The sequence below is a fragment of the Prosthecobacter sp. genome, assembly GCF_044373815.1.
Taxonomy (GTDB): Bacteria; Verrucomicrobiota; Verrucomicrobiia; order Verrucomicrobiales; family Verrucomicrobiaceae; genus Prosthecobacter.
In genome coordinates this window covers 1-15,314 of record NZ_JBIPNG010000112.1, presented here as the reverse complement: position 1 = coordinate 15,314, position 15,314 = coordinate 1, and the positions used below count along the sequence as shown (strand labels likewise).

5 protein-coding genes are annotated in these 15,314 nt (G+C 60.5%); 2 read left to right on the top strand and 3 right to left on the bottom strand.

Annotated elements, in window-relative coordinates; translation table 11 throughout:
- Window positions 1–81: 81 nt before the first annotated feature.
- On the top strand, window positions 82–2,145 hold the full coding sequence (gene ftsH / locus ACIREA_RS11605) for an ATP-dependent zinc metalloprotease FtsH (RefSeq protein ID WP_397382439.1): 2,064 nt from the start codon (window positions 82–84) through the stop codon (window positions 2,143–2,145).
- Between the two features lie 533 nt (window positions 2,146–2,678).
- Here ftsH and rapA read toward each other — a convergent pair.
- Window positions 2,679–5,414, bottom strand: coding sequence for an RNA polymerase-associated protein RapA (gene rapA / locus ACIREA_RS11600; RefSeq protein ID WP_397382438.1), 2,736 nt, complete (start codon window positions 5,412–5,414; stop codon window positions 2,679–2,681).
- Window positions 5,415–5,435: 21 nt separating this feature from the next.
- Window positions 5,436–6,014 (bottom strand): hypothetical protein, encoded by a 579-nt coding sequence (locus ACIREA_RS11595; protein ID WP_397382437.1) that lies wholly within the window; start codon window positions 6,012–6,014, stop codon window positions 5,436–5,438.
- Between the two features lie 84 nt (window positions 6,015–6,098).
- On the opposite strand from ACIREA_RS11595, the gene ACIREA_RS11590 reads away from it, so the two are divergent.
- Window positions 6,099–6,536, top strand: coding sequence for a GAF domain-containing protein (locus tag ACIREA_RS11590; protein WP_397382436.1), 438 nt, complete (start codon window positions 6,099–6,101; stop codon window positions 6,534–6,536).
- Between the two features lie 112 nt (window positions 6,537–6,648).
- Here ACIREA_RS11590 and ACIREA_RS11585 read toward each other — a convergent pair whose 3' ends face one another.
- Complete coding sequence (locus tag ACIREA_RS11585; RefSeq protein ID WP_397382435.1) at window positions 6,649–15,258, bottom strand: beta strand repeat-containing protein; 8,610 nt, start codon at window positions 15,256–15,258, stop codon at window positions 6,649–6,651.
- Window positions 15,259–15,314 lie beyond the last annotated feature (56 nt).

Genomic DNA, 15,314 nt, shown 5'->3' with positions numbered 1-15,314 from the left:
ATGTCCGACGACCCCTTCAACAATCGCCCCGACGGCCCCAACCGTCGCAACCAAGATCCGCAGTTCAACTGGCGTGGTTTCATGCTCTTCGCACTCGCGATCACACTGCTGATCTCGGGCTTCATGATGAACAAGGGACTGACCGGAAGCCGCAAGGTATTCGACTACGCAGAATTCAAGAAGCACGTTGAAGCTGACCGCATCGACCCGAACAAGCCGCTGGTCCTTATCAATTCCGACGCCACCTCAAAGCAAACCATTGAGGGCAGCTATTTCCCATTGCCTGCCAGCGTCACGCCGCCTGCGGTCGCAGCAGGCAGCACCGAGCCTGCAGCGCCTAGCGTAATCAAACCTGTTCCTGCCGAGCCAGCCAAGGAAATTACTGAGAAACCCGCCCTCGAAACCACCAAACCGGAGTCGAAGGCTTTCAGTGTTGCCGTGAACATTGAGTTTCAAAAGGAGGAGCTCCACAAGCTGCTCGACGCTCACAAGCTCGTCCTCATCCCTGTCTATGACAACGAGATGTGGTCCTCCCTCATCGGCTTCCTTCTTCCTCTGCTGGTCATCCTCGCCTTCTTTTACTTTCTCGTGCGCCAGCAGCTTCGCAGCGCAGGCCGTGGCGCCATGAGTTTCGGCAAGAGCAAGGCCAAGATGCTCGCCCAGGACCGCAACAAGGTCACCTTCAAGGACGTGGCCGGCGTTGAGGAAGCCAAGGAAGAAGTGCAGGAAATCGTCGAGTTCCTCAAGGACCCGAAGAAGTTCCAGCGCCTCGGCGGCAAGATCCCCAAGGGCGTGCTCATGACCGGCCCTCCCGGCACCGGCAAGACCCTCCTCGCCAAAGCCATCGCGGGCGAGGCCGATGTTCCATTCTTCAGCATCAGCGGCTCGGACTTCGTCGAAATGTTCGTCGGTGTCGGTGCCAGCCGTGTGCGTGACATGTTCGAACAGGGCAAAAAGAACGCCCCCTGCCTCATCTTCATCGACGAAATCGACGCCGTGGGCCGTCATCGCGGTCACGGCATGGGCGGTGGTCACGACGAACGTGAACAGACTCTCAATGCATTGCTCGTCGAAATGGACGGCTTTGACACTCAGGAAGGCATCATCATCATCGCCGCCACCAACCGCGCCGATGTGCTTGATCCCGCACTGCTTCGTCCCGGCCGTTTTGACCGCCAGGTCACTGTGAACCTTCCCGATGTGAAGGGCCGCGAGGAAATCCTCCGCGTTCACGCCAAGAAGGTGAAGCTGGCCGACAGCGCCGACCTTTCCAAAATCGCTCGTGGCACCCCTGGATTCTCCGGTGCCGAACTGGCCAACCTGCTCAACGAAGCCGCCCTGCTCGCCGCACGCAGAAACATGAAGTCCATCACCAATCCCGAGCTCGAAGAAGCCCGTGACAAGGTGCGCTGGGGCCGTGAACGTCGCAGCATGGCCCTCACCGAGAAGGAAAAGGAAAACACCGCCTACCATGAGGCCGGCCATGCCATCCTCAACGAGGTGCTGGAACACACTGACCCCCTCCACAAGGTCACCATCATCCCACGCGGCCCCTCCCTCGGCGTCACCATGATGCTGCCGGAAGAGGACAAGTTCACCCACCGCAAGAGCGAGCTCATCTCCAATCTTATTGTCACCATGGGCGGTCGTGTGGCCGAAGAAATCCAGTTTGGCGATGTCACCAGCGGAGCCAGTGGAGACATCCGCATGGCCTCACGCATCGCCCGCAGCATGATCTGCTCTTGGGGCATGAGCACCAAGCTCGGCATGATCGAATACGGCGAAAACGAAAGCAACGCCTTCATGGGTCGTGGCAGCAGCAACTACAGCGAAGACACCGCGCAGAAGATCGACGAAGAAGTGAAACGCCTCATCGACGAAGCCTACGCCACAGCCAAAGAAGTCCTGCTTAAGCACAAGGACAAGCTCGATGTCCTCGCCCACGCCTTGCTCGAATACGAAACCCTCGACGGCAACCACATCAAGGAAATCATGGCTCACGGCCGGCTCCTCAATCCCCCGGAAAACAAGAGCAAGCCACCACCCCCGCCCCCCCTTCCCAAGTCCCCGGACGCACGCCCAGTAAAGCGTGAAGACGAAGACGACGGCGGCATGGCCCCAGGCTTGACAGGCGTGCCGGCCTGACCAGCACAGGGATCATCCTGATCCCTTCAATTCAACACTCACCGAAGGGGGATCAGCAATGATCCCCCTTTTGATTAGAGCACTTTAAATCATTTCATGGCCTTCTTGGTGCATAACAATTGTGCGGGCACAAAGCGAATCCCCTCTCCCCACGGATGATAAGGCAATGCCCATGCCCCCCTTTGGGGAACCGTAGCGAAGCGGAGATAGACGAAGTCAAAGGTAAGGGTGAGGGGATTCGTGTTGTACCCGCACGATGGCAAGAGTTCGGAATCATGCCCACTCCTGACTTCCGCCAGCACTGTTCTTCAGCTCCAAGGGAGCTGCGTAATTGAGCCCAGGGTCAGCCGAGCCTCAGCGAGGCGACCCTGGGTACGGCACCACACAACCTGGAAGCAAACCCAGCACACCGTCGCACCCGACGCCCACCAGCAGCGTCTGCAAAAAGCTCCGCAGCAAGTTTGCGCCCGCGAGCAGTCAACGCTCTTACCCTCGCTGTGCCCCTTGTCCGCCCCCGCCTTCCGCACCCTTCTTCATTTCAGCCTCAACACCAGCCGCACCGCATCCAGCCGTACCGTGGTCGCACCAATAGCCGCCGCCAGTGCATCCCGCTGATCACGCAAGGCATCGATCTCCTCAGACCGCACATGCGGATTGCGCGCCTGCAAATCTTCAAGTCGGGCGATCTCTTCATCCATCTGCTTCCGCATGGCCGCCACCGCTCGCTGCTGCAGCGTCTTGAGCTGCGATTCGGCAAGTTGCTGCGCCTTGCCCAGCATGGTGGGCAGCAGCTTGTGGCGTACCGTTTCGTTCTCGACCGTGCGCGTCGGATCACCCGGCGTGAGCTTGGCCCGGGTGAAGGCAGGATCCGCACTCAAATCCTTGCCCTGATGATCGACCGCGACCCGCAAAGGCATGGCAGGCATGAAGCGCGTGGCATGCAAGGCTGGCGGTGCGATGCACTCCGCAATGAAGCACGTTTGCAGCACCAAGCCCTCGCCACCTGACGCTTTCCAAAACGCAAATCCAGCATTGCCAGCAGGAGAGCCGAGCAACACATCCAGACCCGCGCAAACCAGCGGATGATCCCAGGTCAGAAAAGCCTCGTGGTCACGAGAGAGCGCACGTTCACGATCAAAGGAAAAAGTAAGCCCTTCCTCAGGCAATGATGGCAGCGCGTCCGTGATCAGATTGTCAGGACGAATGTACCAGGTCCGGTGCGTCATCTCCTCGATATGCATGCCAAAGTGGTCGAGCAGACGGATGAAGAAGCGCTCGAAATCCAGCCCTGCATCCACATCTCGAATGCGCTCGATCATGCGTGCGGCGAGGCGCGGCTTGCACGAGTTCAGTTCCAACAGGCGGTTGTGCCCGCGTTCAAGTTTCTGGCGCACTTCAAGACTCAGCGCCTTCGTGCGGCGGATGCAGTCGGCGAGTTTTTTAGCATTGAAACCGGTGCAGAGCCCTTCGATCTCTGCGGCAAAGCTGTGCAGAAGCTGCGTGGCCCCCTGCAGGCTGTGTTCAAAGGCGTCGAGGCCGTCATGATACCAGCGCGCCAGCACCTCCCCTTCACTGCCCGCGATAAACGGCACATGAATGTTGATCGTCCCCTTTTGGCCGATGCGGTCCAAACGTCCGATGCGTTGCTCCAGCAGTTCCGGATCACGTGGCAGATCGTATAAAACAAGATGCTGCGCGAACTGGAAATTGCGGCCTTCGCTGCCGATCTCGGAGCAGATCAAAATGCGCGCGCCTTCGGGATCGGCGAACGCCGCAGCGTGCCGGTCCCGCTGCATCAGCGTGAGCCCTTCGTGGAAGAGCACGGCATGCACATTGATCTCGCGCAGCAGGCGCTCATGGGTGTCTTCCGCAAGCTTGCGCGTGCGGCAGATGAGCAGGACCTTGGCCTCGCCAAGTTCGCGCAACGTCGCAGCAAGCCATCGGGCAAGCGCCTCGTCGGGTGTCGCCCCAGCTTCAAGAACAAGCTCCCGCAGATGGCACTTCCGGGGTGGGAACCCCTGAATCACGGCACGGGTGTTCCGAAACATCACGCGACCAGTTCCAAATTCATCCAGAAGGTCCGCCACAAGGCGCTGACGCGCGGTTTCATCGCCTCCGACAAGCTCAGCGGCATGCTGCTGCACCCGCGGCGAATGGCTGCCAAAGAGTTCACGATCCGCCGCACTCATGAGCCCGCCTTGCAGGATGCGATCCACCACCTGCGCCACCTGCTCATAGCGCGTGGATTCAGCCAGGAAGGCGTCCAGATCGCCATAACGATCCGGGTCCAGCAGTCGCAAACGGGCAAAGTGACCTTCAGCACCAAGCTGCTGCGGCGTGGCGGTCAGCAACAGCACGCCAGGCACCCGCTGCGCGATGGCCTCGACCACCTGATAAGCGACACCCGGTGCCCCGACGGCCCACTCAAGATGGTGAGCTTCATCAACGATCATCAGATCCCAGGCCGCGTCCGCAGCCTGCTGCGCACGCTTGGGCGAACCACTCAGCAGCGACAGCGGGCAGAGTACCAGCTGGCTGTCGAGGAAAGGATTGCCCTCAGGATCTCCCGCTTCGATGGCGGCGCAGCGCTCCTCATCAAAGAGGCTGAACATCAGATTAAACCGCCTCAGCAGTTCAACAAACCACTGGTGCGGCAGGGCATCAGGAACCAGCACCAGAATGCGTGACGCACGCCCCGTGAGGTTCAGGCGATGGAGAATCAGACCGGCTTCAATCGTTTTGCCAAGCCCCACTTCATCCGCCAGAAGGACGCGCGGCAGCAGGCGCCCCGTAACGTCTGCGGCGATGGACATCTGATGCGGGATCGGATCGACACGCCCCCCGATGAAACCACGCACCGGCGAGGCCTGCATGCGGCAGCGCCATTCCACAGCCTCGGCACGCAGGGCAAAGGCCTGCAGATCGTCGACGCTCGCGGCCAGCAGGCGCTCCTGCGGCCCACCCAGGCTTAGCGTATCGGCAAGGTCAGATTCAGGGAAGCTGCGTGTGCCACAATGGTAGAGCAATGCCCCGTCAATCGAGGCAACAGAGTCGATTTGCAGTTCCGCCCCATCACGCAGGGTGATTTTGTCGCCTGCCTTGAAACTGGCGCGTCTCAGCGGAGCCCCGTTGCGGGCATAGCGGCGCTTTTCACCTGCAGCAGGAAAGCGCAGGTCAATAAAATTGCCTTCAATGCTGCTGACGATTCCGAGTCCCAGTTCGGGCTCGCTTTGACTGATCCAGCGCTGGCCGGGTGCGGGGGCTTCCATCAATGCCGTGTTTGTATTTTCCTATTTGCCGAACAGCCGCCCAAAGAAGGATTTTTTCTTCGGTTCCGCCGGGGCTTGGGCTGGGGCCTGGGCAGGCACGCCTTGCTGGGGTGGCTGCACCATTCCAGGAGCCGCATTGTTGGTGAAATCGATGACGCCGGGCTTGATCGAGGGGGCGGCACCGGGATTGACATTGACGACTTTGGGCTTTTTAGCGACGCCCTGGGCATCGTACTCATAGATCACCTGCTGATAGCACTGGCCGTTAAGATTGAAGGAGCGCATCTCCGTGGCGCGCCCATACGCATCAAAATAGACCTGGGAGCGGGCCACAAGGTTGCCACGTCCGTCGTAGATGTGCCCCTGGGTGGGCAGTCCGCGTTCATTGAGCAGGTAGTGCTTCTTGGACACCAGCGCCCCGCCGGCGTTGTAAGTGGACTCGATGAGTTCGTTCGTGGATTTGTCAACGATGGTCTCCGAGTGCGAGTTGTCGGGGTGGTAGGTGCTTTTGGCCACAATGGGGGTGCCAGCCGGGGCGGCGGGCTGCGCGATGGCAGAGGTCACCCAAAGAAGGACAAAAAAAGCAGAGCAGGTTTTCATGACAGAAACGAAGATGGCGGCAGAATAACGCCCCCTTTCGCCGCGACAACGACAAATCCCGACTTCACACTCCTTCCCTGCGTCATGTTTTCCTCCACCGACCCCTCCTGGGCTGAATTCCTCACCCAAACCATCGCGGATTTCGGCTGTACCACGGGTACTTTGCACCGTCTGGACCCAGCGGACCGCCATCTCAAGCTGGTGGCCCATCAGGGCATCCCGGAAGCGCTGATGCCCATCATCCAGTCCATCCCTGTGGGCAAAGGCATCGCTGGCGTCGCCGCAGAGCGCAAGGAACCCGTGGAAATGTGCAATCTGCAGACAGACACCTCCGGCGTGGCCAAACCCGGCGCGAAACAGACGCAGGTGCAGGGTACCTTGGCCGTCCCGGTGCTGGATGGTGATCGCCTCTGTGGCACCTTGGGCATCGGCAAGCTGGTACCGTATGACTTCACTGCGGAGGAGAAGGCAAAGCTGATTCAAACCGCCCGCAATATCGCCGCCAGGCTCCTGCCCGGCTGATTTCCTCCGCCATCCCTGATCTTGGCTGCAACCTGTCCGGTTGACCAGCAGGCAGCAAAAAGCCCGATCGCGCCACTGAGGCCGACCGGGCTTTTTGATGAATCAGAACCGCTTACAGGCGGCTGTAACGGCGGCGGCGGTTGTAGAAGAGGCCGAGCAGACCGAACATCAGCAACAGCATGCGGGATGGCTCAGGCACCACAACGATGACGCCGTAGGTGCTGAAGGCGCTGACATCCCATGCCAGTCCTCCACCAAGCGCTGCAAGATCGAGATCGCCGGCAATGACACTGGTGCTTGCATCGTAGGTGTTGAAAGCCCCGACACTGAAGCCACCGCTCAGGTTGGCACCGCTCCAGTCAATCAGGTTGAAGACCTGTCCTTGCTGTGCTGAAACAGCACCCACCGAGTTCACCACGATGGAACCCTGACCCCATGTGGCACCCGAACGATTGCCAACAGAGAGTGTGCTGTTGGTGCCGCTGAGGTTGATGAAGTCGTGATTCGTGGAGGCTGTCGGAGCCCCCTTGGTGTAAATATCTGCACCTGCACCCAGAGCGTCAAAGTAGGCCTTGGCGGTAGCGTAGGTGGTGGCACCGATGTTGAAGGTGTAGCTGTAGTTTGTCACCGCAGCGGTGGTCGGAGTGGTGATGCCCAGCTGAATCTGCGAACCGGTGGCCACTGTCAGCGCTGTGTTACTTGCAGTGATCGTCAGAGCACCCTTGTCTGCATTCAAGGAGGTGACTCCAGGAGTGAGAATGCCCACGCTGTTCACTCCACCCACCGTGACCGCACCAGCGATGATGCCGCTGGTGGTGCCGTTGCCAGCACCTGCAAGAACTGCTGCGTTGGTCAGCGAACCACCGCTTTCACCCACAATCACCGAACCGCCGCCCGTCAGGCTGCCTGTGACACGCAGCTCACCATTGTTCACCGTGGTGCCACCAGAGTAGCTGTTGCCAGACGTGGACAATGTGGTCACACCCGAGCCGGTCTGAGCGAATCCACCCGCACCCGTGATGGCGCCGGCACCGAAATCCGTACCCTGTGCGACGGCATTGCTGCGATTGACTGCAAAGACCGCACCTGTGCCGACACTGACCGTGCTGTTAACGTCGAGTGCGCCGGTCGTGCCGCCGTTGCCGAGCTGCAAGGTGCCTCCCGAAACCGTCGTTGTGCCAGTATAGGTGTTAGCCGTGGCGGCAGACAGGATCACCGTGCCGGCCCCGACCTTGGTCAGGTTCATTCCAGTGCCAGAGATCACATTGCTGATGGTCAGAACGTCCGTGGCGTTGGCGGCTCCAATGGAGCTGCTGCTTTGCAGGACGACCGATCCACCTGTTAGGGTAGACACTCCGGTGCCGGTGAGGGCGCCATTTCCACCTACCCCGGCGCCGTTCAAATTCACCGGTGTTTCAGCCACCGTCACACCATTGATGTTGAGCGTTGCACCGCTGGCAACCGTGACGCCACCCGCCACGGTTCCAAGACCTGTGGCATTGGAGACAATCACCGTGCCGCCGTTGATGGTGGTGGCACCGATGTAGGTGTTGGCGTTGGCGAGGGTCAGTGTGCCCGAGTCGTTCTTGGTCAGAGTGCCGGCAACCGTGCCAATGATCCCGTTGATCACCGTATTTCCGGCACCTGAAACTGTCAGGCCGAAAGCACCACTGATGCCGCCATTGATGCTCAGGGTTCCTGCGTCGGACTGGATGGTCGAGGCGCTGCCGAGGGCGACGGTGCCGTTGTAGATGTTGTTACCGCTGAGATTGCGGAGGGCACCGCTGTTCGAGGCACCGGTTCCATTGATGGTCAGCGCCTCACCTGCGATGGTGATGCCGCCCTGGAGTTCCAGAGATGCCCCACTGGAGACCGTGGTGGCTCCAGCCGTCGTGCCCAGCGCCAGATTGTTGGCAGCACTCAGCACACCAGCGCTGACAGTGGTGACACCGGTGTAGGTGTTGATTCCACCGAGAACCAAGGTGCCGGCACCTGCCTTCGTGATGGCCGTGCCGCTCACAGCACCATTGATGGCAAGCGCGTTGGTCGAGTTAACCGTGATGGTCGCAGTGGCGGCGCTGAGGGCCACCTTGCTGTTGATGGTTGCAGTGCTGGAACCCGCATCCGTGGTGATGCCATTGGCAATGGTCAGCGTGTAACCGCCATCACTGTTCAGCACCACCGCGCTGCCAGCGCTCTGGGTGTTCACCGTGAGGCTCTTGATGCTCATATCGGCACCGAGCACCATGTTGTTCTGGTTCGAATTGCTGGTGGCAGAGAGGTACACATCCGTGCCAACGTTCGGCACGAGTCCCGTGGCGGTGCCTGCCAGATCTGTGGCCCAGTTGCTCGTCGTCGAACCATTGGATACGGCCCACACATTTGGAGCTCCGCTGTAGCCACCCACCCAGTAGGCAGCTGTGAGCGCCGCCGTAGATGCAGTGTTAAAGTACACCCGGGTGTCCGTCGCAGTAATGCCGGTGACCTTGAAATTGGTGACATTGTAAAGGTTGCCAACCGAGTAGGTGCCAGTGCTGCCGTTGGTGTTCACCAAGCCACCAGAAGCAGCAGCGAGGATGGTGGAGGTGTTGTCACCCGTTTCCACGCTGCCATTGATGAAGTAGGCGTCCACTGTGACATTGCCAGTCACGAGTGCCTTGGCACCGGTGTTCAGGAGAATGCTGCTGCCGAGGGTGCCCACTTCGACACCGAGGCGGCTGCCATTAGCGAGGTTCAGGATGGTGCCAGTGAATGGCGCCAAAGTCAGCACACCACCAGTGGTGCCGGTCAGCAGATTGAAGGTGGCTCCGGCGGCAACTGTCAGCGAGGAGGTGCCGGAAATGCCGTCGATGGCACCGGAGGTCACATGCGTGACTTGCAGGACTCCGCCGTTCACCGTGGTGGCACCGTTGTAGGTGTTCATGTTGGTGAAGACCAGCTTCTGGGTGCCGCTCTTGATGACATTGATGTTGTTCTGGACGACACCGCTGTAGGAGCTGTCCGTCGTTGGCGTGACGGTGAGTGTATTCATCACCGTGGCACTGTTGGTGATGAAACCGCTCGAGCTGCTGAAGGCCGAACCTGTGATCACCGAGGAGTTGAGATTGCCGATGGAGGCATTGAAACCGCCAAGATCAAGGACACCGCGGCTGGAGGTGGTGACGTTGGTGCCGTTGGGCAGGGCGGCGGCTGAGGCGAGCCGGAGTGTGCCGTTGGCGATGTTGGTGCCACCATTGTAGGTGTTCGTTCCCGAGAGGATTACGGTGTCAGTGCTCTGCTTGGTGAGGCCGCCTGCACCACTGATGTTGCCCTTGATTTCAAGGATCGCGCCGCGGGCGGTATTGGTCAGCTCGCTGCTGTTATTGACGTCAGATGCGGACCCGGTCCCGGTGTCGGAAGCGCGACCGTTGTCGGTGCCGTTCCCGCCGTCGGTGAAGTAATTCTGGCCAACAAAGGAATTGCCAAGGAGGCTGATGCTGACTCCAGAACCGAGGGTGCGGAACACCGTACCAGAGTTGGCGTTGGACACGTCATCCGTGCGAAGGAAGCCTTCGATGGAGCCGCCATTGAGCTGAATGGTGGCCACTGTGGTGTTCTGGTCGGCGTTCACCTGGAGCGAGCCGCCACCAAGGTTGATGGTTCCGCTGCGGGCATTGTCCACGCTCCAGCGTTCGACGGAACCGGCCTCGTAGATCACGACCTTGGTGAAGCCTGTGGTGAGAATGTCGAGGACACCGTAGCGTCTGGCGATGATGCTGGCAGCATTGACAAGAGCGTTGGCGTTGGTGATGCCGATGGCGCCCTGTTCGATGCTGACGTTTCCGGTGAAGCTGGTGTTGTTGCCGCCGACCCAGAGGTAGCCGTTGCCCCACTTGGTGAGGTCGCGGCTGCCGTTGAGGCCGGTCACGTTCAGACCGGAACCCGTGGCACCAGAAGTGATCTGGTTGTTCACAGCACCCGCGTTAATGTCGATGATTGAGCCTCCCGCACCGGTGAGGAAGAGTGTTCCTGCATTCAACACGGAGCGGGTGTTGCCGGTCTGCACACGGAGGCGGGCTGGTGAGAGACCAGTCGTGTCAGTCGAGAAGGACTCGAGCTCGCTAATGCCCACGACACTGTCAGTCAGGTTCGGCGTCGACACGATGATCGAGTTGTCCACCGAGATGATGCGACCCACCGTGTATTGACCGTTGAGCGAGTTGCCGGGCTGGGCCAGCAGGTTCAGCGTGGTGCCGGCTGCGGTCGCCGTGCCGCTGGCGTTCAGGGTGATCGTGCCGCCGTCGCCTGATGCTCCGAAGGTGTTCAAGGTCAGGGCACCGCCATTGACGGTCCAGTTTCCGGCGAAGCCCGTGCCGTTGGCAGCGGCGGTCTGGTCTTTTCCGATCACAAGCGCGCCAGCACCGAACTTCGTCATGCTGCCAGCGTAGATGTCGCCGGTGAGTGTGGTGGTGCCAGGATTAAAGATGATGCCTTCCTTGGTTCCGGTGGTTCCGAACCTCAGGTTGGTGGCGATGGTGGTCGTACCCGTGCTGATGAGGCCGCCGCGATCAGCGTCCGTGGCACCGTCGGCAAAGGTAATGGTGTTGTATTGACCCACGCCGCTGCTGATGCCCTGGCTGGTGCGCAGCGCATAGACCGTTTGATCTTGTGTCAGCGTCACGGCACCGGTGGTGATGTCCACGATGCTGCTGGCGTTGGTGTTGGTGCTGAAGACGCCACCCGCAAAGATGTTGCTGTAGGCCACCTGATTGGTGGTGGGAGTCGCCGTGCTCAGCACGGACTGGAAGCCGGTGGTGCTGTTGTAGCTCAGGAAGGTGTTGCTCGTGGCGTCGATGTAATAGGCGGGCAGCATGCCGCTGTTGGCAAAGCCTGGGGTTCCGTTGCGGGCCAGCGTGCCGGACAGAGTTGGGAGGGTCGTGTCCCACGCGGTAACTTTGATGCGTTCCACTTCATCGACTCCGGCGTTAAGCCCCAGGAAAGCTCCGTTGGTGACAATGGCCATGGTGGTGCCGACTCCCGCGCGGGTGAGGCTGGCGACCGTCAACTGCACGGCACCATTAGTGATGCGGCGATCCACACGGAGGGACGAGCCTCTGGAGAATCCGACAGCTCCGATTACTTCCGTCGTGGTGGTCGCAGCGTTGTTTTCCGCACGGAGATAGAGCTGACCGCCATTCAGGTTTAGGGCTGTCGTATCGTCGTAACGGTTCTGGATTCCACCTTCATTGTCGAAATACAACACACCACCGGGGTGGAGATTGACGGTGTATTGATTCGCTGTGCCGGCGAAGTTGCGCAGCGTGGCGCCACTGTATAGCCGGAGCTGACCGAAGATGTCCACGGCACCGCCGTTGCCAAGGGGGCCGTTGGCACCCGTTGTCGCAGTGCGGGTCAAGACACTTGAGCTTCGGCTGATGATGGTGCCGCCGGTGTAGGTGTTGACGTCAAAAAGATCCGTTTCACCGCTGTTGCCGTTCCCGGCCTGGCTGCCGAACAGCACGCGCGTGCCCGGTGTTGCCCCTTCCACAAATGCACCCAGGGTCCCAGTGTCCGTCGAATTGAAAGCAACTCGGGCGCCACCACCACCGATGCGGTAAACATTGCCTGCTCCAACCCCGAGAGTCTCAAAGTTGTAGTTCGTGTCGGTCGTGGCTCCCAGGAACGAAGTGCCGTTGCCGATGGCGGCAAGGTTCAGCGGCGTGGCGGTCACACCATCAAGGGCGATGACGCCGCTGGAATTGGTGGACAACCAGTTGGCCAGGTTGGACTGCGTGAGGGCGGTGCTGCGGATGCGGAACAGGGACAGGGACGAGCCGGAACTGAGGAGCTCGATCTGGCTGGTGCCGAAGTTGAGCCCGCTGCTGCCAACGAGGATCTGCGCACCCGGGTTCACACGGATGGCGCTGCCACGGAGCATGGCGTCGAAGTTCATCGCCGTGGTGGCGTTGGTATCGCCGGAGTTGACATCACCAAAGCGAAGCAGGCCGGCATTGACAACGATACCGAGGCCGTTGGCGCTCGTCGATCCGGCATAGAGACCGCCGAAGGAGCTGGTGGTGCCGTTGAGCCAGAGGTCACTGCCACCGCTCTTGATGATTGCTTGGCCGATGGTGCCACGTGCGGTTCCTGCGCCATCGGTGATGGCACCATTGAGAAGGAACTGGTTGGTGGTGACGAGCAGCGGCGTGCCCGTGAGGTTGGTCTGGTTGTTGATTTCCAGCACATAGGTGTTGCCTGAAACAACGGTCAGCGACGTGCTGCCGATGGTGAGGTCCTTGAAGACAAGGTGCTTGTTGGCGGCAGTGCTGGCGACGTTGCGGTTGACGGTCACAGAGGACGCTCCGTTAACGATGAGGTTGTTGCCGAGAGGGTTGGTGCCAATGACATAGCGCTCACGGGTGGTGGTGTTCGCACCGTCGATGGCCAGGCTCAGTGCGCCGCCATAGAGGGTGATGTCACCCGCACCAATACCGCCATTATTGATGCCGCTGAACAGGGTGGCAAAGTTCGCTGGCGTGCCAGTCGTGGTGCCGCGAATGAGCACGGTGCCCTGGATGTTGATGATGCCACCGGAAAAGGTGTTGATGCCGTTGGAAACGTTGCCGAGGTCGAGCTGAGCACCGCCGTGGTGGACCAAAGTCGCACCGCCGGTCACCAGACCAAGAACGGTCAGGTTGGGGTCTTGGCGAATGTAGTTGTAGGCCGGAGCACCTTCCATGGTGGCCGCGCTAAGGACGAGCGGGCCGTTGATCTGGATAGCGACGTTGTTACCGGCGTTGCTGACAAACAAGGTCTGGCCTTGCTCCCCAGGAGAGCCACCGAAGCGGATACCGCCGGTCAGAATACTCAACGCATTGGTCGTGCCGGCGGCACGGTCGTTGTTGATCGTGGCCTGGGCATTGCCTTCACCGATGACGAGACCGAAGTTATAGATCGTGCTGGCGGTATCGGAACGGAGCTGCAGCTGGCCGCCGTGGTTATTGATCACCACGAGGCCGTTTGTGCCGGCGTTCATCTGGGCAAGGGTGGCAGTGCCGCCGAGGTTGGCCTGAACCGTAGCGGAACGGAACTGGATGCTTCCCTGGTTAACGATCCAGTTTCCACTGAAGCTGGCCTGCGGGGAGTCGATGACCAAGGTGCCGCCACCCTGCTTGACGACGTTGCTGGCGTTCGTGATCTGCCCCGTGGTCGTCGGCGACAAACCTGGCAGCGAGGCGGTTGCTGTCTGCGTCGTGATCGTGCCGATCGTCACAGTGTTCTGGTTGTAAATGTTGAACTCCTTCAGGCCGCTGCCTGCGACCCCGACTTCAATGCCGGTGAAGATCTGGACTCCAGCATTGGGGTTGATAAAGCCACCGCTCTGCAGGCGGATGCGGTCAGTGGCGGCGGCAGTGATGTTATTGCCAAAGGTGATGCCCGTGTCAAAGCGGCCGGCATAGACATCCAAGCCGATGCCAAGGCCTGCTGCGTTGAAGTTCAGAACCGCCGTGTTGAGGAGGAACCGATCATTGCCGCCGACGATGTTGCCTGCTGCAGCGATGTTGCCACCAGCCGAAGTGCGGTCGAAGCCTGCGTTCACGAAACCATTGTCGAGCGTGTAGGTGAGAAATTGCGCATCCGTGGCGTTGACGATCCAAGGAGCCACCATGCCATTGGTGATGCCGCCGAGGGCGACGAGGCCATTGGCCCCGATGCCGCTGAAGAGCTTCACGCGCTCATCGCTGCCGAGGACGCCGCCGTTGGCCGGGTTGATCTGAAGCGAGGCCGCGTTGCCGGAAATAGCGAGTCCGTTGTTCGTCTGCGTGAGACGGGTGATGTCCGCGCCGGCTCCGCCACCGATGATGAGATTCACGGTGCGGTCGAGCAAGTCGCGCTGGACGGCGAACTGTCCAAACTTGCCCACGTTCACGTCACCCACGGTTTCCGTGACTTCGATGTCGCGGTTGCCGATGAGGCGGATGGTGGAGTTGTTGAGGTCGACGGTCTGATTGTTCAGCCAGCGGCCCTGGCCGCCGTAACCTTCGAGCTTGGCGGTGGCGAGCAGGCCGGTGGAGTAGTCGAAGCGGAGCTCCGCGGTGTTCCGAAGTGTGACCGGGGCCAGCATGGCCGTGCCAGCCGCATTGAGGAAGGTACCGCCCAGGCCTCCGGCCGTCAGGGTGCCCCAAGTGTCAAAACTGCTCGTCGTCAGGCTGCCGCGGAATTCCAGCGTGCTGGCGCGGTTAACCAACGTGCTGCCGGTGTAGTTGTTCGCGGTCATGAGGACCGCAATGCCACGACCGTTGCCGGCGGTGATATTGTCCCCGTTCAGACCGCTGTGGGGCAGGCCGACGATGAGAGCCGCACCCGCTCCGGTGAGCACGTTGCTATTGGCCATGTCACTGGAGACGTAGAGAATGCTGCCACCAACACCGAGGCGGTAGGTGTTGCCCGCGCCGACTCCGAGGGTGGCGGCGTTGTAGCTGCCGTTCAGACCCACACCGTTCTGAGTGCTGCCGAGGAAGGCGGTGCCGTCGCCGATCTTCGCGAGATTGATCGTCTGCGTATAAACCGTGTTCAGCGCGATGATTGCACTGCCGGCATTCTTGCCGCCACCGTTCAAGCCGTTGCCGCCGGCAAGGCCGAAGTAGGAGGTGTCTTGCGGGCCACCAAGGTTGCCGATGAGGAGTTTGAAGTCGGAGAGCGGGGCATTGGCCGCCATGCGGAGGATGCCGTAGTTCGCCATGGCATTGCTGCGCAGGTCGATGCTGCCCGCACCCGCAGCGATGTTGCTGGTGCTGT